Annotated in this window: 23 protein-coding genes; 9 read left to right on the forward strand and 14 right to left on the reverse strand. The window is 67.5% G+C overall.

What is annotated here, in order from left to right:
* Window positions 1-23: 23 nt before the first annotated feature.
* Window positions 24-350 (reverse strand): carboxymuconolactone decarboxylase family protein, encoded by a 327-nt coding sequence (locus tag ACWGID_RS19310; RefSeq protein ID WP_452198309.1) that lies wholly within the window; start codon window positions 348-350, stop codon window positions 24-26.
* Window positions 347-1,711 (reverse strand): MFS transporter, encoded by a 1,365-nt coding sequence (locus ACWGID_RS19315; RefSeq protein ID WP_452198311.1) that lies wholly within the window; start codon window positions 1,709-1,711, stop codon window positions 347-349. Before ACWGID_RS19315 ends, ACWGID_RS19310 begins: the two co-directional genes overlap by 4 nt.
* Before the next feature lie 101 nt (window positions 1,712-1,812).
* Here ACWGID_RS19315 and ACWGID_RS19320 point away from each other — a divergent pair, with 101 nt between their 5' ends.
* The 5 genes from ACWGID_RS19320 (at window position 1,813) to ACWGID_RS19340 (ending at window position 6,467) form a co-directional block, all read left to right on the forward strand.
* On the forward strand, window positions 1,813-2,718 hold the full coding sequence (locus tag ACWGID_RS19320) for a helix-turn-helix transcriptional regulator (protein WP_452198312.1): 906 nt from the start codon (window positions 1,813-1,815) through the stop codon (window positions 2,716-2,718).
* A gap of 2 nt (window positions 2,719-2,720) precedes the next feature.
* The gene (locus ACWGID_RS19325; protein WP_452198314.1) at window positions 2,721-3,689 is read left to right on the forward strand and encodes an aldo/keto reductase; all 969 of its coding nucleotides are present in this window, start codon (window positions 2,721-2,723) and stop codon (window positions 3,687-3,689) included.
* 314 nt (window positions 3,690-4,003) lie between these two features.
* Entirely contained in the window at window positions 4,004-4,444 is a 441-nt protein-coding gene (locus tag ACWGID_RS19330) for a hypothetical protein (RefSeq protein WP_452198316.1), read from the forward strand.
* 169 nt (window positions 4,445-4,613) lie between these two features.
* A complete protein-coding gene (locus tag ACWGID_RS19335) occupies window positions 4,614-5,621 on the forward strand; it encodes a redoxin domain-containing protein (protein ID WP_452198318.1) in 1,008 nt (335 codons plus the stop codon).
* 36 nt (window positions 5,622-5,657) lie between these two features.
* Complete coding sequence (locus ACWGID_RS19340) at window positions 5,658-6,467, forward strand: alpha/beta fold hydrolase (RefSeq protein WP_452198320.1); 810 nt, start codon at window positions 5,658-5,660, stop codon at window positions 6,465-6,467.
* Window positions 6,468-6,471: 4 nt separating this feature from the next.
* On the opposite strand, the gene ACWGID_RS19345 is transcribed toward ACWGID_RS19340, so the two are convergent.
* Window positions 6,472-7,125 (reverse strand): Bax inhibitor-1/YccA family protein, encoded by a 654-nt coding sequence (locus ACWGID_RS19345; RefSeq protein ID WP_452198322.1) that lies wholly within the window; start codon window positions 7,123-7,125, stop codon window positions 6,472-6,474.
* Window positions 7,126-7,423: 298 nt separating this feature from the next.
* Between ACWGID_RS19345 and ACWGID_RS19350 the strand changes: the two genes are divergently transcribed.
* On the forward strand, window positions 7,424-7,918 hold the full coding sequence (locus tag ACWGID_RS19350) for a SigE family RNA polymerase sigma factor (RefSeq protein ID WP_452198324.1): 495 nt from the start codon (window positions 7,424-7,426) through the stop codon (window positions 7,916-7,918).
* Window positions 7,915-8,790 carry a hypothetical protein gene (locus ACWGID_RS19355; RefSeq protein WP_452198325.1) on the forward strand — a complete coding sequence of 292 codons (876 nt, stop codon included), beginning with the start codon at window positions 7,915-7,917 and terminating at the stop codon, window positions 8,788-8,790. Before ACWGID_RS19350 ends, ACWGID_RS19355 begins: the two co-directional genes overlap by 4 nt.
* 159 nt (window positions 8,791-8,949) lie before the next feature.
* Here ACWGID_RS19355 and ACWGID_RS19360 read toward each other — a convergent pair whose 3' ends face one another.
* The 6 genes from ACWGID_RS19360 to ACWGID_RS19385 form a co-directional block, all read right to left on the reverse strand.
* Window positions 8,950-9,372 (reverse strand): hypothetical protein, encoded by a 423-nt coding sequence (locus ACWGID_RS19360; protein ID WP_452198326.1) that lies wholly within the window; start codon window positions 9,370-9,372, stop codon window positions 8,950-8,952.
* Between the two features lie 136 nt (window positions 9,373-9,508).
* Window positions 9,509-10,174 (reverse strand): response regulator, encoded by a 666-nt coding sequence (locus ACWGID_RS19365; protein ID WP_452198328.1) that lies wholly within the window; start codon window positions 10,172-10,174, stop codon window positions 9,509-9,511.
* Complete coding sequence (locus ACWGID_RS19370) at window positions 10,171-11,478, reverse strand: sensor histidine kinase (protein ID WP_452198330.1); 1,308 nt, start codon at window positions 11,476-11,478, stop codon at window positions 10,171-10,173. The genes ACWGID_RS19365 and ACWGID_RS19370 overlap by 4 nt, the downstream gene beginning before the upstream one ends.
* Window positions 11,479-11,524: 46 nt before the next feature.
* Window positions 11,525-12,373 carry a hypothetical protein gene (locus tag ACWGID_RS19375; protein WP_452198332.1) on the reverse strand — a complete coding sequence of 283 codons (849 nt, stop codon included), beginning with the start codon at window positions 12,371-12,373 and terminating at the stop codon, window positions 11,525-11,527.
* Complete coding sequence (locus ACWGID_RS19380; RefSeq protein WP_452198334.1) at window positions 12,370-13,299, reverse strand: ABC transporter ATP-binding protein; 930 nt, start codon at window positions 13,297-13,299, stop codon at window positions 12,370-12,372. Before ACWGID_RS19380 ends, ACWGID_RS19375 begins: the two co-directional genes overlap by 4 nt.
* 138 nt (window positions 13,300-13,437) lie before the next feature.
* The gene (locus tag ACWGID_RS19385; protein WP_452198336.1) at window positions 13,438-13,785 is read right to left on the reverse strand and encodes a hypothetical protein; all 348 of its coding nucleotides are present in this window, start codon (window positions 13,783-13,785) and stop codon (window positions 13,438-13,440) included.
* 210 nt (window positions 13,786-13,995) lie between these two features.
* Here ACWGID_RS19385 and ACWGID_RS19390 point away from each other — a divergent pair, with 210 nt between their 5' ends.
* Complete coding sequence (locus ACWGID_RS19390) at window positions 13,996-14,391, forward strand: hypothetical protein (RefSeq protein ID WP_452198338.1); 396 nt, start codon at window positions 13,996-13,998, stop codon at window positions 14,389-14,391.
* Window positions 14,392-14,405: 14 nt separating this feature from the next.
* Here the strand turns inward: ACWGID_RS19390 and nadB are convergent, their stop codons facing one another.
* The 3 genes from nadB to nadC are packed head-to-tail and all read right to left on the reverse strand — an operon-like array spanning window position 14,406 to window position 17,793.
* Window positions 14,406-15,920, reverse strand: coding sequence for an L-aspartate oxidase (nadB, locus tag ACWGID_RS19395; RefSeq protein WP_452198339.1), 1,515 nt, complete (start codon window positions 15,918-15,920; stop codon window positions 14,406-14,408).
* Window positions 15,917-16,885 carry a quinolinate synthase NadA gene (nadA, locus tag ACWGID_RS19400; protein WP_452198341.1) on the reverse strand — a complete coding sequence of 323 codons (969 nt, stop codon included), beginning with the start codon at window positions 16,883-16,885 and terminating at the stop codon, window positions 15,917-15,919. Before nadA ends, nadB begins: the two co-directional genes overlap by 4 nt.
* Before the next feature lie 29 nt (window positions 16,886-16,914).
* The gene (gene nadC / locus ACWGID_RS19405) at window positions 16,915-17,793 is read right to left on the reverse strand and encodes a carboxylating nicotinate-nucleotide diphosphorylase (protein ID WP_452198343.1); all 879 of its coding nucleotides are present in this window, start codon (window positions 17,791-17,793) and stop codon (window positions 16,915-16,917) included.
* 48 nt (window positions 17,794-17,841) lie between these two features.
* Between nadC and ACWGID_RS19410 the strand changes: the two genes are divergently transcribed.
* Entirely contained in the window at window positions 17,842-18,567 is a 726-nt protein-coding gene (locus ACWGID_RS19410; protein WP_452198344.1) for an NUDIX hydrolase, read from the forward strand.
* A 3-nt stretch (window positions 18,568-18,570) separates the two neighbouring features.
* On the opposite strand, the gene ACWGID_RS19415 is transcribed toward ACWGID_RS19410, so the two are convergent.
* Together ACWGID_RS19415 and ACWGID_RS19420 are read right to left on the reverse strand one after the other, a co-directional pair.
* Entirely contained in the window at window positions 18,571-19,392 is an 822-nt protein-coding gene (locus ACWGID_RS19415; protein WP_452198346.1) for an undecaprenyl-diphosphate phosphatase, read from the reverse strand.
* Between the two features lie 61 nt (window positions 19,393-19,453).
* On the reverse strand, window positions 19,454-20,065 hold the full coding sequence (locus ACWGID_RS19420) for a methyltransferase family protein (RefSeq protein WP_452198348.1): 612 nt from the start codon (window positions 20,063-20,065) through the stop codon (window positions 19,454-19,456).
* Window positions 20,066-20,079: the final 14 nt, after the last annotated feature.

The following is a 20,079-nucleotide window of genomic DNA, read 5'->3' on the forward strand; positions in this document are numbered from 1 at the left end:
CCGCACACTCCGAGTAGTTGTGGTCAGGTGGTGAAGACTTGTTTGGCTACTGTCATGGCGGACATTGCTTTGGGCCAGCCGGCGTAGAAGGCCAGGTGGGTGAGGGCTTCGATGAGTTCTTCCTCGGTGTTGCCGTTGGCCTTGGCGAGGGCGAGGTGGAAGACGAGTTGGTCGGTGTTGCCGCTGGTGGCCAGGCAGGCGACGGTGACCAGGCTGCGTTCCTTCGGCGAGAGTTCTGTACGCTTCCACACCTCGCCGAACAGTACGTCGTCGGTGAAGTGCACGAGGCCTGGCGCGAAATCGCCGAAGATCTTCGCGGCACCGGAGGGTTCGTTCGAGTGGTCGGTCACTGCTGTTTCCTTTCATAGAGGCAGATGGCTGCCGTTAGCGCGGCGGCGAGTACGACGGCCGCGGCGACGAGGAGGCTGTTGCGTACGCCGGCTTGAAGTCCGCCAGGTGTATCGAGGAGCGCTCCGAAGACTGCGATAGCGAGAGCCCCGCCAAGCTGTCGACTGGTGTTGAACACACCGCTCGCAGTTCCGGCGCGTTCGCCAGGTACGGCGTTGAGCAGCATCGCGATCAACGGTGGGATGACGGTCGGCCCGGCGAGCCCGACGAGGATCATCAGAGCCGCGAGTACGGCGATTGGCGTGCCGGCCGGCGCGACGGCGATAGACGTCAGGCCGACGGTCATGAGGACCAGACCGGTCGCGATCACACGACGAGCTCCGAATCGCTCGACGGTCCGCGGGCCGATCGGGGTGACGAGGAGGCCGATCAGCATCATCGGTACGAACGCGACTCCGGTCTCGAGCGCGGTGAGGTTGCGGTGCTGCTGGAGGTACAGACTCATCACGAAGGGAAGTCCGTAGTACCCGATCATGAAGGCGAAGCCGACGACCGTGCTCGACACCACGACGCGCGACCTGAACAGCGTTGGTGGCACCATCGGATGCGCGGCTCGGCGCTGGACGCTGACGAAGGCGACCGTCGCCGCAACCGCAACACCCAAGGAGACGAGCACGCGGCGATCGGTGAAGCCGGCCCGCCCGGCGTCGATCGCCGCGAAGACAAGCGCGGCCATCGCGACGACTGCCGCGACCTGACCCGGCCAGTCAAACGGAGTCCGCGCCCGGCCAGACGGGGCCGCCCGGGTGAGGAGCAAGAGCGCGACCAGGCCGAACGGGATGTTGACCAGGAAGATCAGCCGCCAGCTCACAGACGTCAGCGCACCGCCCAGGATCGGTCCAGCCGATGACGCGACAGCGCCACCCATCGCCCACCATGCCACCGCGCGGGCTCTGCGCAGCGGATCGGGATAGGCCAGCGCGATCAGTGCCATCGAGGACGGCATGATGATCGCGGCTCCGGTGCCTTGGGCGAAGCGGAAGAGCACGAGCAGAGGAAGGGTCGGGGCGAGCCCGCAGGCCGCGGACGCGAGCACGAACAGCGCCGTACCGAGTCCGAACGAGGCTTTGGCGCCGATCCGGTCGACCAGCGCGCCGGAGGCGAGCAGGAACGCGGCGAACAGCAGCGTGTACCCGTCGACCACCCACTGGAGCCCTTGGATCCCACCACCGACATCGGCCTGGATCTGCGAGAGCGCGACGTTGACGATGACCGCGTCCAGGGTGACGAGGAAGAACCCGAGCAGCGCGGTGAAGAGGGTCGTGCCCGCGGCGCGGCTGGGTGCGCGCTCCAAGGTGGTCATGACAACGAGACAACCGCGCTTGCCGTTCGTGCGGCAGGTCGAGCTCTTCCAGGTACCAGCAGAACCTCTCTCGTACGGCGTGGGCACCGTACCGTGGAGGCGTGAACCAGAAGAGCAGCGAGGCCCGCGACTTCCTGGTGACCCGGCGCGCGAAGATCACGCCCGAGCAGGCGGGGCTGAGCCATTACGGCGGCCATCGCCGCGTACCCGGCCTGAGGCGCGAGGAAGCCGCACTGCTCGCCGGGGTATCGGTCGACTACTACACCCGGCTGGAGAAGGGGAACCTCGCCGGCGCCTCGGACAGCGTTCTGGATGCAATCGCTGACGCTCTTCAGCTGGACGAAGCCGAACGGATCTACCTGTATGACCTCGCCCGCGCCGCCAACGCCTCCGGCCGGCCCAGCGCACCAGTTGGTCAGCGCCGCCGCCGTACGCATCAGATCCGGCCCACCGTCCAGCGGATCCTCGATTCGATGAGTACGACGGCCGCGTTCGTCCGCACCGGGCGCCTCGACATCCTCGGCACCAACCTGCTCGGTCGAGCGCTCTACGCGCCGGTGTTCGACAGCCCGACCCGAACCAGCGAGATCTCCCCGCCGAACCTGGCCCGGTTCCACTTCCTCGACCCGAGCGCGCGCGAGTTCTTCCCGAACTTCGAGGAGGCGACGAACACCTGCGTCCAGCTGCTGCGAGCCGCCGCCGGCCACGATCCACACGACCGTGACCTCAGCGCCCTCGTCGGCGAACTCTCCACCCGCAGCAGCGACTTCCGTACCCGGTGGGCGGCCCACGACGTACGGGTCCACCGGACCGGCGTCAAACACTTCCGGCACCCCGCCGTCGGCGAACTCACCTTCGGCTTCGAAGCGATGGAACTGACCGCCGACTCAGGTCTCACCCTCACGGCCTACACGCCCGAGCCGGATTCACCGTCCGAAGAAGGAATGAAGCTGCTCGCCAGCTGGGCCGCCACCACGTTCGACGCCCGTCAGCCGGCGCAGGGCTGACGATGGAGTACACCAGGCTCGGCCGGTCCGGGCTCGAGGTCAGCCGGATCGCGCTCGGATGCATGAGCTACGGCGATCCGACCCGCGGTCTGCACAGCTGGACCCTGGACGAAGACGCCGCGCAACCGTTCTTCCGGCAGGCGATCGAGCTCGGCGTGACGTTCTGGGACACGGCCAACGTCTACCAACTCGGGAGTTCGGAGGAGTACGTCGGCCGCGCGATCACCCGCTACTCGCGCCGCGAGGACATCGTGCTCGCGACGAAGGTGTCCGGACGGATGCACGACGGACCCGGAGGCAGCGGCCTGTCCCGCAAGGCCATCCTCGAACAGGTCGACGGCTCACTCACCCGACTGGGCACCGACTACATCGATGTCTACCAGATCCACCGCTTCGACCCCGACACACCGGTCGAGGAAACGATGGAGGCCCTGTACGACGTCGTACGGGCCGGCAAGGTCCGCTATCTCGGCGCGTCGTCTATGTGGGCCTGGCAGTTCGCGAAACTCCAGCATGCCGCGGCGCTGCACGGGTGGACGCCGTTCGTGTCGATGCAGGACCAGTACAACCTGCTCAAACGCGAAGAGGAACGCGAGATGCTGCCGATGTGCCTCGATCTCGGCGTCAGCAGCATCCCGTACTCACCGCAGGCCAAGGGCCGCCTCACGCGCCCGTGGGGCACGCAGACGTCCCGGTCCGCGGTCGACGAGGTCGCGAAAACCTTCGACAGTCCCGCCGACGGCCCGATCGTGAACGCCGTACAGACCCTCGCCGAAGCACGCGGCGTCTCGATGGCACAGATCGCGATCGCCTGGCTCCTGACCAAACCGGTCGTCGCCGCCCCCATCGTCGGCGCCACCAAGCCCCACCACCTCACCGAGGCAATCAAGTCCCTCAACGTTGCCCTCAGCAACACGGAACTTGAGGCCCTCGAAGCTCCCTACATGCCGCAGGAACCGTACTGGTGGTGACCAGCTAGGCGTAGTACAGCTTCATGAGCTCCAAGCGGGGAGCTCGGCGGCCACGCGGTCTACCAGTGTGTGTCGGCCCAGGACGGCAGGTTCGCATCGCTCACGGCAGAGACACTGTCCGCCACAGGGAGCTACGGTCGGGCGATACGCCTCGTCATCGCGACTCCGTCATCGGCGCTGCAGCATCCGACAGCTTTCCCGTAGGCACGTGACCGGCCCGTGGGTGGGACCAGTGACTTCACCGGACGCGGTACCGGGGCGCGCAGGGGCATCGTGGTGGGCAGAGACAGGAACCAGTTGAAGGAGAATCTGCGATGACCACGATCCAGTTGCACGCGAACACCAAGTCGACGCCGGAGCAGTTCGTCGAGGGCCTGACCGACTTCGGGCCGGGCCGGAGGGAGCTGTTCGGGAACAGCACCGACAAGGACCTGGTGGTGCACGAGAAGGGCGTCGACCACGCCGATGTGACCGAGGGGTCGAACGGTGTCTGGGAACGGCTGAGCTACGACTGGTCGAACCCGCGACACATCGTCCTGAAGACCACCGACTCGAACGTCTGGGGCGGCGGCTCCGGTCACGTCTACGACCTGACTCCGCGGGCCGACGGTACGACGGATATCCATTACACGATCGTCCGCGACGGCAAGAACTTCCGCGGCAAGGTGTTCGCCGCACTGTTCGCGAGCGTCGGAAAGGGCGTCCTCGCGAACGCGTTCAAGAAGTCGGTGCACGCGATCGAGCAGCGGTCCTGAGCGCAGCGTGATACCCGGTGAACGGGGGGCCGATGCTGCGGAACGGACCATTTCGCCGGTCTGTGCTCGCGGTTAGAGTGATGTCGTCGCGCGGGAGGGGATGGGGGATGCCGCGCGCACGCCGGTCTGTACCAGAAACTGCGTTCGGAACGGGCGGGGGAGGCGCGTGATGAACGATTGGCGTACGGCGTTCGCGCGGCTGAGCCCGTTCGCGGCAAGTGCACCCACTAGGCCGGCTCCACTCGAAGCGCTCGGGCTCGCGAGCTCATGGATCAACTCACCACAGATCTCCCCGAGCCGCCTCAATGGCCGCGTCGTCCTGATCGATTTCTGGACCTACACGTGCGTCAACTGGCTCCGAACGCTGCCGTACCGCCGCGCCTGGATCGAGAAGTACGCCGCGTACGGCCTCGACCTGATCGGCGTCCATACACCCGAGTTCGAATTCGAGCACGAGCTCGCGAACGTGCGCGCTGCGGTCGATGCACTCGGAGTGACGTATCCGGTCGCGGTCGACAACGATTACGACATCTGGTCGGCGTTCGACAACCATTACTGGCCGGCGTTGTACTTCGTCGACGCGCAGGACGACGTACGGCATCACCACTTCGGTGAGGGCAACTACGACGACTCGGAGCTGATGATCCAGCGGCTGCTGGCCGAGGGCGGCGCGAGCGGTTTCGACCGGCACCTGGTGCAGGTCGAGCCGAGCGGCATCGAGGTCGCCGCCGACTGGGCCGAGCTGTGGTCGCCGGAGAACTACCTGGGCGCCGACCGCTCGCAGAACTTCGCTTCTCGCAATCGCGCGGATCACCAGTACGCCGCGCCGTCGATCCTGGACCTCAACCATTGGGCACTGGTCGGTGACTGGACCGTCAGCCGGCAGTCGGTCGCACTGAATCACCCCGCGGGAACGATCAGCTACCGCTTCCACGCCCGCGACCTCAACCTGGTGATGGCACCGCCACCCGGCGATGGGGTCGCGTCCGAGGTGCATATCGACGGGTCGCCACCGCTGACCTCGCACGGAGCAGACGTAGATGCCGAGGGCAATGGATTGCTCGATCATCCCGGCGTCTACCAGCTCCTCCGTCAGCCCGGACCCATCGTCGACCGAACCTTCGAGATCGTCTTCCAACAACCCGGCGTCCACGCCTACGCCTTCACCTTCGGCTGAGCGAGACGAACGCGCGCAAGAAAGGTATGGACGAGCATGATTCCTGATCTGCAGTTCCGTACTGTCGACGGTCTCCGGATCCGCTACGCCGACAGCAAAGACTCGCGCGGCCCGACGATCCTGCTGACCAGCCCTTGGCCGGAAAGCCTGTATGCGTTCGCGCCGATCTGGCCGACGCTGGCCGAAGCAGCCCGCCTCGTCGCGATCGATCTCCCCGGATTCGGCCAGTCGGAACGCCGCGACGATCTGATGTCGCCGCGCGCGATGGGCAGCTTCCTCAGCCGCGTGGTCGGTGAGCTGGACCTGGGGCGACCGTACGTCGTGGCGCCTGACGTCGGTACTGCGGCGGCGCTGTTCGCGGCCGCCGACTATCCCGAGTTGTTCGCCGGTCTGGTCGTCGGCGCCGGGGGAGTGGCGGTTCCCCTGCAACTGGGCGATCCGCTCAAGTCGTGGGTGCTCGACACGGACCTGGAGAAGTACCGGAAGGTCGACCCACACACCGTCGTCAACGTGGCGATGGACACGCACGCGAGCGACGTACCGGATGAGATCCGGGCCGACTACCTGACGTCGTACAAAGGCGACCGGTTCTACGAGTCGCTGGCCTATGTACGCCGCTATCCCGCAGAGCTTCCCGTACTCGCGGAGCTCCTGCCGGCGATCGCGACCCGCGTGACTGTCATCGGTGCCACCGGCGACCGCGTCGTACCGCTGGCCAACGCCGAATTCCTGGCTGAGCGCCTGCCGAACAACCGGCTCGTGGTGCTGGAGTCCGGTCACTTCGCCTGGGAGGACGCGCCGGTCGAGTACGCCGCGACGATTCTCGATGCTGTCCGGCTGCCGTGAGCTCCTACTGGCTGGACCGGGAGAAGATCTGCAGGAAGAACAAGAACACGTTCAGGATGTCCAGGAAGATCGAGGCGGCCATCAGCGGAGCGGACGCGATGTCGCGCGACCTCCGCAGCCGCTGGAAGTCGAACGCGATCAGTCCGGCGAAGATCACCAGGCCGAGGACCGAGTAGATCAGCGCGCCGTTCGGGATCCGGACGAAGATGAGGACGACGCCGAACAGGAGCAGGCCGACGAGCGCCCAGGTCCCGATCCGTGCGAGGACCGTCAGGTCGCGGCGCGTCGCCCAGCCCGCGGCGCCGAAGCCGGCGACGAAGAGAGCCGTCGCGCCGCCCGCCTGCCAGAAGGCGCTCGGGGCGACCGAGGCGTAGTAGGCGAGCGTCGGCGCGATCGCGAGTCCCAGGAGAAGACCGAAGGCGCCGAGCAGGAGAAGCGCTGTCCCGGCCGAGCGCCGGGCCGCGAACTGCATGCCGATCAGCGCGCCGAACGCCGCGATGAAGGCGATGATGCCGACCACGCCGTGCAGATTGCGGCCGAGGTATGCCCCGAGCGCGAACAGTGCGGTGGTGCCGGCGACGTACTGCATCGTCTGCGCGAACAGACTCCGTGCCCGATCCCGGCCGATCACCCCGGTCGGTGCGGTGGTTGAGCTCATCTTCCTGCCTTCCGTGAGTGCTTACCTCCACCATGGGCCTCGAGCGGCCACGTCACACCAGGGCTTCCCACTGGTCCGCCACGCCGGGCACCTGAAGAAACCCCGCGACCCTTCCACCTTCGGCATCTACCTCACCGCCAAGGGGTTCAGGATGAGTTCGTCGGCGACGGTGGAACGGTCGTTCACGGCGCTACCTCGTGAGGAGTACGCCGCGGCCGATGAATTGATGGCCGGGCCGATGCAACCAACTTTGCACTCGTAGGCGTGTCTAACCCGGTACCGAGGATCTGGAGGGCACATGAGTGACCGGGACGCCGCGTTCGAGGCGTACTTCGCGGCGCGGTCGGACGCCATGCGCGGTACGGCGTACCTGCTGTGCGGCGACTGGCATCGCGCGGAGGACTTGGTTCAGCAGACGTTCACGAAGATCTATCTCGCGTGGCGCCGGATCCAGCGGCACGAGGTCATGGACAGCTACACCAGGCAGACGCTCGTGCGGACCTTCCTGTCCGAGCGGCGCCGGGGATGGTTCCGGCACGAGTCGGTCGGGTCTTCGGAGACCGAACGCGTCACGCCGTCGTCCGGCCTCGCCGACGAACGGCTCGTGTTGCTGGAGGCGCTCGCGAAGGTGCCGCCGCGGCAACGCGCCGTCCTGGTCCTGCGGTACTGGGAGGACCTGTCCGTCGAGCAGACAGCCGCGCTGCTCGACTGCTCGGCAGGAAATGTCAAGAGCCAGGCCGCGCGCGGGCTGGCGACGCTGCGCGGCCTGCTGGAAGAGGAGAAGGTTCGATGAAGGAAGAGGATCTGAGCGAGGCGTTGCACGACGTCATGGTGCGCAGTAGTCCGCCGCCGTCGATGGACCCTGCGAGCGCCCTCGCCCGGGCCCGCCGAACGCGCAAGCGCCGTACGGCGGCATTGACAGGGGCCGCCGCCGTCACGCTGGTGGTTGGCATCGGGGCCGGTCCAGCGCTGGTCGCGCATTTCACCGCCGGCCGACCGACGGGCCCGATGGTGGCGAGTGCCACCGGCACGCCGCAGCCTGTGTCCACGCCGCGAGCCGTCGCCACCGTAACACCGAAGGCAACGACCACGCGGAAGTCTACGGACCCGTGGCCGGAGGGCCAGATCGACCGTACGGCGACCACGGGCCCACGCGCCGACCGGGCTGTGGCGCTGATGGATGAGCTGAGCTCGTCCGTACCGGCAGGATTCACCACGCCGAACCTGAAGTACGCAGACGGCCGCCCGATGAGATGGCCGCAAGCCCAGTACGCGTCCAATGACGGTGAACAGGACTACTGGGACTACCAGGCCATCATCCCCGTGCAGAAAGACGGCCGAGTCGGCCAGCTGCTCGCGCAGTCAACCACCCCCGACGGCAAGCCGGCGACAACCCCATGCAAGCTCGCGCAACGCTTCTGGGGCGGCACCGGCACCTGCACCGTCATCGACGTAGCCGGCAAGAAGGTCGGCGTACTCACCACAAAGGGCCGCGCCACCTACGACCAATGGGCCGCCTACCGCCACCCCGACGGCACCGTCGTGTATCTCGCGCAGGCCAAGAAGACCGACGACCAGAGCCGCTCACCGTTGACGCAACCGGTGTTCACCCCCAACCAGCTGGCCGAGCTGGTGACATCGGCAAACTTCAAAATCAGCACATGACCGGATTCTGACCGACGCGCAGCACAGCGCCGTACGGGGATTTGGTGGTTGAGGCTGGCGGACAATCAGAACGATCTGGGCGTGAAGCCTGGCTGATTCCGGTGACTGGTGGCGTTGGATCGGTGCTGCCGCCGAGCAGTGGTTCGTGCCCGGGAGCGGTTACTCCGGGGCGGTGCTGATGCGCACGCCTGCCGCTTGGACGGATCGGAGCAGGTGCCCGACCGCGCAGAACGGCTGCCCTCTCAGCGCCCAGGTCGCTACCCCAGGCCCCGGATCCGTCAGCACCGCCAGCACGCCCAGGTACTCACCGCCAGGCCCGATCAGCTCGGGCCATGGACGGTTGAGTTCATCCATCGCGTCATCCTGCAACCGGTCGGCCGCGAACGCGCAGGCGGCCTCAACGTCCTCCACATCGACCGGGAACTCGTGCCCGCCACAGACGAGGATGACGTCATCTCCGGCCGAGTGGGACCAGGACGGGTCGTAGCGGAACTCCACCGTGTCCAACCCGGTCCCGGCGAAGTCAACATTGAGCCGGTCGGCCACGAACGCCTCGGCCGCAGCCATCGTCGAGGTTTCCACTCTGCCCCTCCTTCTCCCTTTTGCCAGTCTGTACTGGATGTGTGGCTCGTGCCACGGCATTAGCTGTGGCGGTGCACGAGGGGTGTAGCCGGTGGCATACCAACCTGCCACCGCTCGCCTCGACGGTCACCGGGGTCTAGGAAGGATTCGGGTACGCCAGGCCGGCGTCGTAGGCGAAGATGACGGCTTGGACTCGGTCTCGGGCGCCGATCTTGGCGAGGACTCGGCCGACGTGGGTCTTGACGGTCGACTCGGACAGGTGCAGGCGTTCGGCGATCTCGGGGTTGGTCCAGCCTTGGGCGATGGCGATCAGGATCTCGCGTTCGCGGTCTGTGAGGGCTCGGACCTTCGCGTCGTCGTGGTCGCGATCAGCGCGTGGCAGGCGGTGGGCGTAGGAGTCGAGGAGCCGGCGGGTCATGGCCGGAGCGATGATCGCGTCGCCGGCGGCGACTGCGCGGATGCCGCCCAGCAGTTCGTCCGGTCTGGCGTCCTTCAGGAGGAAGCCGCTCGCTCCGGCTCTGAGCGCGGCGTGTGCGTACTCGTCGAGGTCGAAGGTCGTCAGGACCAGCACGCGAGACCGGTTGCCGCTGGCCACTATCTGGCGGGTCGCCTCGATACCGTCCATCCCGGGCATCCGGATATCCATCAAGACAACATCGGGGTGTAGCTCCGCGGTCCGCCGTACTGCTTCGGAACCGCTGCCGGCCTCGCCCGCCACCTGGGTCTCGTCGACCGACTCCAGCAGAATCCGGAGACCGAGCCGATGCAGGGGCTGATCGTCAACGATCAAGACGGTGGTCACGGTGCTCCCTCGTCGATGGGCGGCAGTTCGAGCTCGGTGTGCACAGTCCAACCACCGGCGCTGGACGGCCCGGCCGTGACTGTCCCGCCGTACAGTGCGGCCCGCTCGCGCATCCCGATCAGACCCTGCCCGTCCGCCATCGGCCTCGTCGGTCGGAAAGCAGGCGTCGGGCCGCTGTCCTCGGCCAGGATCCGCAGGTGATCGTGCTGCACCTCGAGCGAAACGCGCACCTCGGTCTCCGGGCCAGCGTGCTTGAGCGAATTGGTCAACGCTTCCTGCACGATCCGGTACGTCGCCAACTGCAGACCGCGGTCGGATGGGAGCACGCCCGCGGTCCGATAGGTCAGCCGAGGTCCCGCCGCCCGGATCCGGTCACACAGCGCGTCGAGGTCGGCGATCCCCGGCTGCGGTGCGAGGTCCGCGACGGCGGGCTCGTCGCGCAGGGCGCCGAGGGTACGTCGTAGATCGTTGAGCGCCTCGCGTCCGGTCTCGCCGATCAGGGTGAGCGCTTCGGCCGTTCGCGCAGGATTGGTCCGGACGGCGTACGCTCCGCCGTCGGCGAGTCGGATGATGACCGACAGGTTGTGCCCGAGGATGTCGTGCATCTCGCGGGCCACGCGCGCTCGTTCTCCGGCGACCGCGAGGGCGCTGCGCTGATCTCGCTCGATCTCGAGCCGAGCCGCGCGCTCCCGCAGCCCGGCGAGCTGCGATCGCCGAATCCGGACGACGAGCCCGAGAGCGACAGCCGCCGTGGAGGCACAGACCAGGAAGAACGCCACCTCGGCCACCGACGCGAACGCGGAGATCCGGACGAGAGCAAGTGTCAGTACGACGATGGTGATCGCGCAGGCCAGCAGCAGTCGCCGGAGCGTGCTGTGGAGCGTCAGGCTGTAGAGCGCGATGAACAGAGCGACATCGGCCCTGAGAAACACCGGCAGCGACCATTGCAGCGCGAACACTGTGGCGATCAGGACGAGAGCCGTCATCGGTGCTCGTCGGCGCAGGAAGAGGGGGAGGATCAGGCCGGCCTGCAGGGCAACCGTCGCCCAGAGTGGAATCTGCGCGAAGAACCCGTCGAGTTCGCGTGGGCGGTTGTCGCGCACGAGGTCTGGTAGGCAGAAGAGCAGCAGGGCCGCGACGACCACCAGGGTGTCGAGTGTCCAGGGGTGGGCCTGGTCCCAGCGCCGCAACCGTCGGCCGATCCGGCCGAGGCGCAGTACCAAGGGGTGCTGCCACAACGGATCCGGGTCGGCGACGGTTGCGTCGGCGATCGGCGTCGTCCGCGCGCTGTCAGTCGCGGTCACATGTCCATTGTGACCGTCGATCAACACGGGTTCCCGTTCATGCTGCTCAGGCGTCGCTCCGTACGAGGCGCCAGGCGGCCGCAGCGAGGGCCAGGGCTGACCACCCGACGAAGACCAGAAGTCCATGACCTGGCGACAGAGTGTGCGGTGCCTGATGCAGTGCGTACATCGACTCGCCCGCGAAGCTCGGAAGGTACGGCTGGATCGCGTTGTGCCACGAGGTCGGCAGCAGCGAGATCAGTCCCGGCACCAGCATGAGTGCCGCCACCAGAGCCGAGATGGCGCCGGCGACGGACCGCAGCATCGCGCCCAGGGCGACACCGAGTACGCCGACGAGGGCGAGGTACAGCGTCGCGCCGAACAGGCTTCGTACGACGCCCGCGTCAGAGATCGTCAGCGCGGCCCGCGTCCCGGTCAGGATTCGACTGTCGACGAGGAACGCCGTGAAGGTCCCGACCAGAGCGATCGCCAAGGCAACCACGAAGTACACGGCGGCCTTCGACCACAACACCGGGAGTCGCCGCGGAACGGCGGCCAACGTGGAGCGGATCGTCCCGGTCGAGTACTCGCCGGCCATGACCAGAACTCCCAGTACGCCGAGCGCCAACTGCGAGAGTGGTACGCCGAAGAGCGCGAGACTGAGCGTGGTGGAATCGGCGAAGTCCGGGTCCATTCGCCGGCCGGAGGTGACGAGCGAGTGATAACGCGCCGCGGCGATGATGCCGAAGGCAATCAAGAACAGCAGGCCGAGCCCGAGCGTGGTCCAGGTCGAGCGTAGGGACCAGAGCTTGGCGGTTTCCGAGCGGAGAACCCGAGGACCGGTGACGCGGTACCGCGGCTTCTCGGAAACCGCCGATCCGCTGCCGGAGGGCTTCGGCGACGCGACGACGCTCATGCTGCACGCTCCGCGAGCTCGGTGGTGCCGTGGTAGACGACATCGTCCCGCGTCAGATCCATGAACGCCTTCTCCAGGGACACCTTCTTCGTGGTCAGTTCGTACAACGCGATGCCGTGTTCGGCCGCGGTCGTTCCGACGGAGCGAGCCGAGAGCCCGGTGATCTCGAGTTCCTCGGAACCAGATCGCCCGACGACTTCCACGCCCGGCCCCGCCAGTACGTCGCGCAGTCGCGCCGGATCCGCGGTCAGGACACGCACGGTGTCGCCACCGGCCTCGCGCACGAGTTCTTCGACGCTCGTGTCGGCCAGCAGGCGACCGCGGCCGACGATGATCAGTCGGTCGGCGACCAGGGCCATCTCGCTCATCAAGTGGGAGGAGACGAAAACGGTCCTTCCGTCGGCGGCGAGGCCGGTCAGGAGGTTCCGGATCCACAGGACGCCTTCAGGGTCCAGGCCGTTCACCGGCTCGTCGAGCATGACAGTGGCCGGATCGCCGAGGAAGGCCGACGCGATTCCCAGCCGCTGCCCCATACCGAGTGAGAATTGGCCGGCGCGCTTCTTCGCCACGGACTGCAGGCCGGTGAGCTCGATGACCTCGTCGACGCGCCTGCGGGGGATTCCGTGCGTGTAGGCCTGGGCGAGCAGGTGATTGACGGCGGTGCGGCCCGGATGGACGGATTTTGCCTCCAGCAGCGCTCCGACCTCCTGCAGCGGGGCGGCGTGGTCCCGGTAGTGCTTCCCGTTGACGGTGACCGTGCCGTGGCTGGGAGCGTCGAGTCCGATGATCATGCGCATCGTCGTTGACTTGCCCGCACCGTTCGGTCCGAGGAACCCGGTCACGGAACCAGGTCGCACGGTGAATTCCAGCCCGTCGACCGCGATCGTCTCGCCGTACTTCTTGCTCAGTTGTCGTGCCTCGATCATCACGCCGCCCTTGACTCCATGCACCAGGTGCTCGGTCGCTCTCGTCGTCCAAGCTAGGCAGCGTGACGCGCCCGATCGTGGTACCGCGGCCTGATCTTCGGGCTGCGCGTCGTACCGGGGTACTACACACTGCGAGGGTTACGACCAGATGTATTCCTCGGCGATCGCGCCGTCGCGCCACTTGGCGACGGTGACCATCCGGCCGCCGCCCTCGAACTCGCCGACGACGCAGGTCCACTCCCCGGAACCGAAAGAGATCGGGTGGGCAGTGATCTGCGGCGGCGTTCCCCCTGCCGATTCGACGAACGCCTTCATCGCGTCGATGTGCTGCGCGACACCCGTCGTCGGCGGCTGGCCTTTCCAGTCGACGAGGACGTCGTCGGTGTGGTGGTCGGCGAAGACACCGTCCCAGTCGGCGTTGTTCCACCCGGTGAAGTCGAGGTCGTCCATACCCTTGAGGTTGTGCTGGACGTTGTCGTCTGCCATGGCGTTCCCCTTCCTGAACTGCAGCTGAGCCCTGAAGCCGGCAAGGGGATGCACCGAATCGATGCCAAGGGCACCTATCGGCGGGCCGGCGCGTGATCGACGATGCCACGCGTTCTGTCTAATCGACGCTACACCTGTCGGTTGGCGTGAAACAGAGCCTGTCGACGGTCTCGGGCAGGTGGCGACCCGTGGGTGTCGTACCGTGCTCCGATGCGTGAACGTAGCTGGTCGCAGGCGGTTTGGTTCAGCTTGTTGCGTGCTGTGGGCCTCGGTCTGGGGGTTGGCGCGGTCGTCGCGATCGTGCTGGGCGTGGTCGGGTCGATGGAGTGTGAACCCGACGAGGACTGCCTGGGAGTCGCGGCCGGCTTTCTCCCCGGCATCCTCGCCGGAATGCTCGTGACCATGGTCACCGTCGTCGTACTGTCGATCCGCCAGCGAGTGCCGGCCTTCGGTATCGGTGTCGCGATCGCGCTACCGACTCTTCTCGGCCCGGGCTGGCTCCTGCTCCTGGACCACGCCGCGGTTTACGCGCTCCTCTCCCTGATCGTCTTCGTCGGCTGCACCGCGCTGAGCAGACACCTCCGCCGCCCGCGAACCACAGACTGAACACCACTACGCAGCTACGCCGAAGACGCCGAGGAAAGAAGTCGGCGCGTAGTCGGTCGGCCTTCCTGGTTGAGGCGTACGACGATGTGCTCGTCCCATCGTTCGTCGGCCTGCGGATAGTCGGAACGCCAGTGGCAGCCGCGGCTGTCCTGCCGTGCGGTCGCCGCGACGACGACAGCCCGCGCCACCGTCGCTAGCGGTCCGGTGCCCATCGTGTCGAGCTCGTCCGTGGCGGCGTTCAGACCGGCGCCGTCGCGACGGATACCGGCGTACCTGCTGAGGATCGTGCGAATCTGCTCCGGCTGACGATCCTCGCCGAGCGTGACCTCACGGGTGCGGCCGAGGTCCTTCGCGGGGAGGTCGAGGGTCAAGGCCGTTGCGACGCGTCGCCCGAAGACGAGTCCTTCCAGCAGGCTGTTCGAGGCGAGCCGGTTGGCCCCGTGGACGCCGGTCGCGGCGACCTCGCCGACGGCGTACAGGCCGGGTACGTCGGTTGCGCCGTTCCGATCGGTCCGAACGCCGCCGCACAGGAAGTGTTCGGCCGGCGCGACCGGGATCTGCTCGGACAAGAGGTCGACGCCGATGCGTGCGCACGAGGCCAGTACGGTCGGGAACCGCTTCCGGAGTACGTCCGGCGCGACCGCTGTCGCATCCAGCCAGACATGGTCGGATCCGTCGCGGCGCATCGTCGCCTCGATCGCCCGGGCGACGATGTCTCGTGGCGCCAGGTCGGCCTGCGGATGCCGTCCGGCCATGATCCGACGGCCGTGGACGTCGCGCAGTACGGCGCCTTCGCCACGGACCGCCTCGGTGACCAGGGGCAACTGGCCGCTCGTCTCCCCGGTGTGGAGCGCGGTCGGATGGAACTGGACGAACTCCATGTCCACCAGCGACGCACCGGCGCGCAACGCCAAGGCGATCCCGTCACCGCGCACCGCCGCGGGATTGGTGCTGGCCAGGTACGCGTTGCCGATACCGCCAGTGGCCAGTACGACGGCGCGCGCCTCGATCTGTGTGAGCTCGGTGCCCGTCTCGACGAGCACCCCGACCACGCTTCCGGACTCCGACTGCAGCAGACCGACGGTACGCCCGGTCACCGTCTGAACGTTGCTTCGCTGCAGGGCGGCGAGGAGCGCGCGATGGACCTCAGCGCCGGTGGCGTCGCCGCCGGCGTGCACGACCCGGGGACGGCTGTGGCCGCCCTCCAAGGTCTTCGACAGCGAGCCGTCACCGTTGCGGTCGAAGCGCGCCCCGTGAGCGATGAGTTCGGCAAGCCGCTGCGGTCCCTCCTCGACCAACGCCCGTACGTTGCGGGGATCGCAGAATCCCGCGCCCGCAACCTCGGTGTCGTGCCAGTGGTCGAGCGGATCGTCGTCGCCGTACGCGGCCGAGATGCCGCCCTGCGCCCAGGGCGTGCTGCCGTCGCCGGCACTGAGCAGGATCACCCGACGGGTCGCCGCGAGACCGAGTGCGGTCGACAGGCCCGCCACGCCGGAGCCGATGACGACGACATCGGCCACGCGCGTCATCGAGCACCCGCAGGCTTGCCGATGGCAACCATCCGCTCGACCGAACGCCGGGCCCGCTCGACGACCTCAGGCGGCAGCTGGATCTCGTCGCGTCCCTCCCGTAGGCACCGCACCAGCAGCTCCGGGGTGATCATCTTCATGAAGCGGCACGAGGCCTTCGGGTTCACCGGCAGGAACGTCGTCTGCTGGTTGACCTTGCGCAGTTGGTGGAGCATGCCGATCTCCGTCGCGACCAGAGCCGTCTTCGAAGTCAGGCCGCGAGCGGTGTCCAGCATGCCGGCGGTGGACAGGATGTGGGTCCGCTCGGCCGGAAGATCGCCCACGCCGGCGAGCCAGATGGCCGATGACGCGCAGCCGCACTCGGGGTGCACGAGGACCTCGGCCTCGGGATCGGCGGCTACCTGAGCGCGCAGGTCGGCCGCGCTGATGCCGGCATGCACATGACACTCGCCCATCCACACCTCGATGTTGTCCCGGCCGGTCTGCCGCCGGACGTGCGCGCCGAGGAACTGGTCGGGCAGGAACAGGATCGGCCGATCCGCCGGAATCGAGTTCACCACGTCCACCGCGTTGGACGACGTACAGCAGACGTCCGCCTCGGCCTTCACCGCCGCGCTCGTGTTGACATAGGCAACAACAACGGCGTCGGGGTGCTCAGCCTTCCAGGCCCGAAGCTGGTCGGCATCGATGGTGTCCGCCAGCGAGCAGCCCGCCTGGGCCGTCGGGATCAGCACGGTCTTGTCCGGGCTGAGAAGCTTGGCGGTTTCCGCCATGAAGTGCACGCCGCAGAACACGATCGTGGACGCATCGGTACTCGCCGCGATGCGCGACAGTGCGAGTGAGTCGCCGACGTGGTCGGCCACGTCCTGGATCGCCGGTTCCTGGTAGTTGTGGGCGAGTATCACCGCATCGCGCTCCTGGGCGAGGCGACGTACCTCTTCCTGCCAGGTGATTGCTGTGGTCACAACAGGTCCTCCTTTCGGGGAGTTTTCGCTTATTGAGCGATAACTGGAGATGGCAAGGCCACCAGCAGGCTGATGTCAAGTGCAGTAGGGGAGTGGGTCAGGGCGCCGACCGAGATGGCATCGACGCCGGTGGCGGCGACCTCCGCAATGGTGTCCAGGGTGATGTTGCCGGAGGCTTCGAGTCGGGTGGTGGAGCCGGAGGTGTTGCGCTGCTCGACGATCTGGGCCATCTGCTCGACCGTCATGTTGTCCAGCAGGATCCACTCGACCTGGCAGCCCAGCGCTTCGCGAGCCTCGTCGGCAGTGGTGACTTCGACCTCGATCGCCACGGCGTTGTCGTCCGCGGACATGCCCTCCCGAACTCGGCGAACGGCCGGAAGGACGCCGCCGGCCGCGGCCAGATGGTTCTCCTTGAGCAGCACCATGGCGGACAGGTCGAGCCGGTGATTGGTGCCGCCGCCGCAACTCACGGCGTACTTGTCCATGGTCCGGAGGCCGGGTGCTGTCTTTCGCGTGTCGAGGAGCGCGACCGGACGCGCTCCGATCGCGGCGACGAATGCCGACGTGAGGGTTGCGATGCCCGACATCCGTTGTGCGAAGTTCAGCGCCACGCGCTCGCCGGTGATGACCGACCGCGCCGCGCCGCTGATCCACGCCAGCGGCTGCCCCGGGACCACCGGATCGCCGTCGGCAACAGCTGCCCGTACCTTCACGGTGGGATCGACGGCGGCGTACACCTCCTGTACGACAGTCAGGCCGGCCACGCGACCGGACTGCTTGGCGATCATCGTCGCCTCGACCTCCAGCGCCTCCGGGACGCTCCATCGGGTGGTGACATCGTCTGCCGCCTGGTCCTCGATCAGTGCGGCCGCCACCGCGGTCCGGACCGTCTCCGTCGTCAGTTGCATCTGCTGTCCTGCTCTCCGTGATGTTTTCGCTTCCGAGGCGATAACTAGATGCACGCTACCATCGGCCTCGTGCTCGCAGCCAAGAAAGGTGATCCGGTTAACTTCCCCAGCTACCCGCACGAGGTGCTCGCCGTGGTCCTGTCCGTTCGCGACGGCAGGCTGTGTGTGCTGCTGTGGAAACGCGGACAGAGCCCGTACCGCGCCCGTTGGGCGCTTCCCGGCGGCGGGGTCGAGTCCACCGAGCGGCTCCGGGACGCCATCACCGGGCACCTTGCGACGAAGGTCGACGTACGCGACGTCGCGCACCTCGAACAGTTGGCCACGCACAGCGCGATCGATCGTGATCCGCGGGCCCGCGTGCTGGCGACGGCCTATCTGGGCCTGGTGCCGTCCGACGTACAGCCGAAGCTTCCGTCCGACACGCTGTGGCACCCGGTCGACGAGCTGCCGCGGACCGCGTTCGATCATCACTTCTTCATCGAGGCCGCGGTCGCGCGGTTGCGCGCGAAACTGTCGTACACGAATATCGGTTTCGCGCTGGCGCCGCTGGAGTTCACCATCGCGGAGCTCCGTGATCTGTTCGGTGCCGCGCTCGGCTATGAGCTCGGCGCCACGAATCTCACCCGCGTCCTGACCCGCAGGCACGTGATCGACCCGACCGAACGGCGAGCCAGCCCGGGCCAGAGCGGCGGCCGTCCAGCGACCGTCTACAAGTTCGTGGCCCGCGAGCTGACCGTCACCGATCCGTTCGCCGTACTCCGCCCACCACGCTGACGTTCAGTGCGGCAGTGCTCCCGTGGTTGTGAGGCCTAGAAGGACGGTTCCCAGCGCGATCCGGTAGATGACGAAGCCGGTGAAGCTGTGGGTGGTGATGTAGCGCAGGAACCAGGCGATGGCGGCGTACCCGACGACGAACGCGATGCCCGTCGCGAGCAGTGTCGGTCCCCAGGCCGGGGTGTCGCCATCGGTTCCGATCTTGGTGAGCTGGAGGAGCCCGGAGGCGAGTACGGCGGGAATCGCGAGCAGGAACGAGTAGCGGGCGGCGGCCTCGCGCCGGTAGCCCATGAGGAGTCCGGCGGTGATGGTGCCGCCGGAGCGGGACACGCCGGGGATCAGCGCCAGCGCCTGGGCGAATCCGTACGCGATGGCGTTGCCGCTCGTGAGCCGGGTGAGTGGCTTGTCGTCGGCGGCGACGCGGTCGGCGATCCCCAGAACGATGCCGAAGCCGATCAGCGCCGCGGCGACCAGCCGCAGATCGCGGAACGCGGTTTCGATGTGATCCTGCAGGACGAGGCCGAGTACGGCGATCGGGATGGTTCCGATGATCACGTACCAACCGAGCTTGGCGTCCGGGTCGCTGCGCAGTTCGCGGCGTACGAGTGATCTCGACCAGGTCGCGATGATCCGGGCGATGTCACGCCGGAAGTAGATCAGTACGGCGGCCTCGGTGCCGAGCTGTGTGACCGCGGTGAAGGCTGCGCCGGGGTCGGGCCAGCCGGCCAGGACAGCGACGACCCGCTGGTGGGCCGACGAGGAGATGGGAAGGAACTCGGTGAGTCCCTGAACGAGGCCGAGGACGACGGCGGAGAACCAGTTCACCGGCGCGAAGCTAGCAGCCAATTCTGAGCCTCAGCTGAGCGGCCGGGTTGGCACTGGCCGCTCACCTGCCACTGCGGCCCAGCAGTGGGACGAATCGGCCGACTGCGGCTGCGTAGTTGCGGTACGTCGTGCCGTGGAGCCTGGTTAGGTGTGGTTCCTCGACTACGCGGACCTGGAGTTGGATGGCGGTGATGAGGGTGACGAGTGCGGCGATGGCGACGAGGTTGGGGGTCATTGCCGCGAGTCCTGCCGCTGCGACGGCCGTGAAGGTGAAGAACGGGTTGCGGGAGAGGCGGAAAAGGCCGGTCGACACCAGATCGGTCCGTTCGTGTGCATCGACCCCGACGCGCCACGTCGTACCCATGGCGTGTTGGGCCACAACGGTCCCGACGCCTCCGAGTACGGCGACGACGCCGCCGAGAATGCCGATGGTTGTGTGCTGCAGGCCGGGGATCGTCGGGAGGCCGAGGAGATCCGCGAGTGGCGCAAGCAGGCCGGCGATCAACGCGAGGGCGAACAGGCGTCCGGCCCACCAGGCAGCGGTTCCGGGCCGGCCGGTGAGTCGGCGGAAGCCGGTGTCGCCCGTACGGCGGCGTTGGTCGAGACTGCGCCAGCCGAAGACGACTGTCAGCCAGGTCGCGCAGAGCGCAAGTGCGGCGATTGCCATTGCCATCCGGTCACCATCCA

This window comes from Kribbella sp. NPDC054772, from assembly GCF_053611945.1.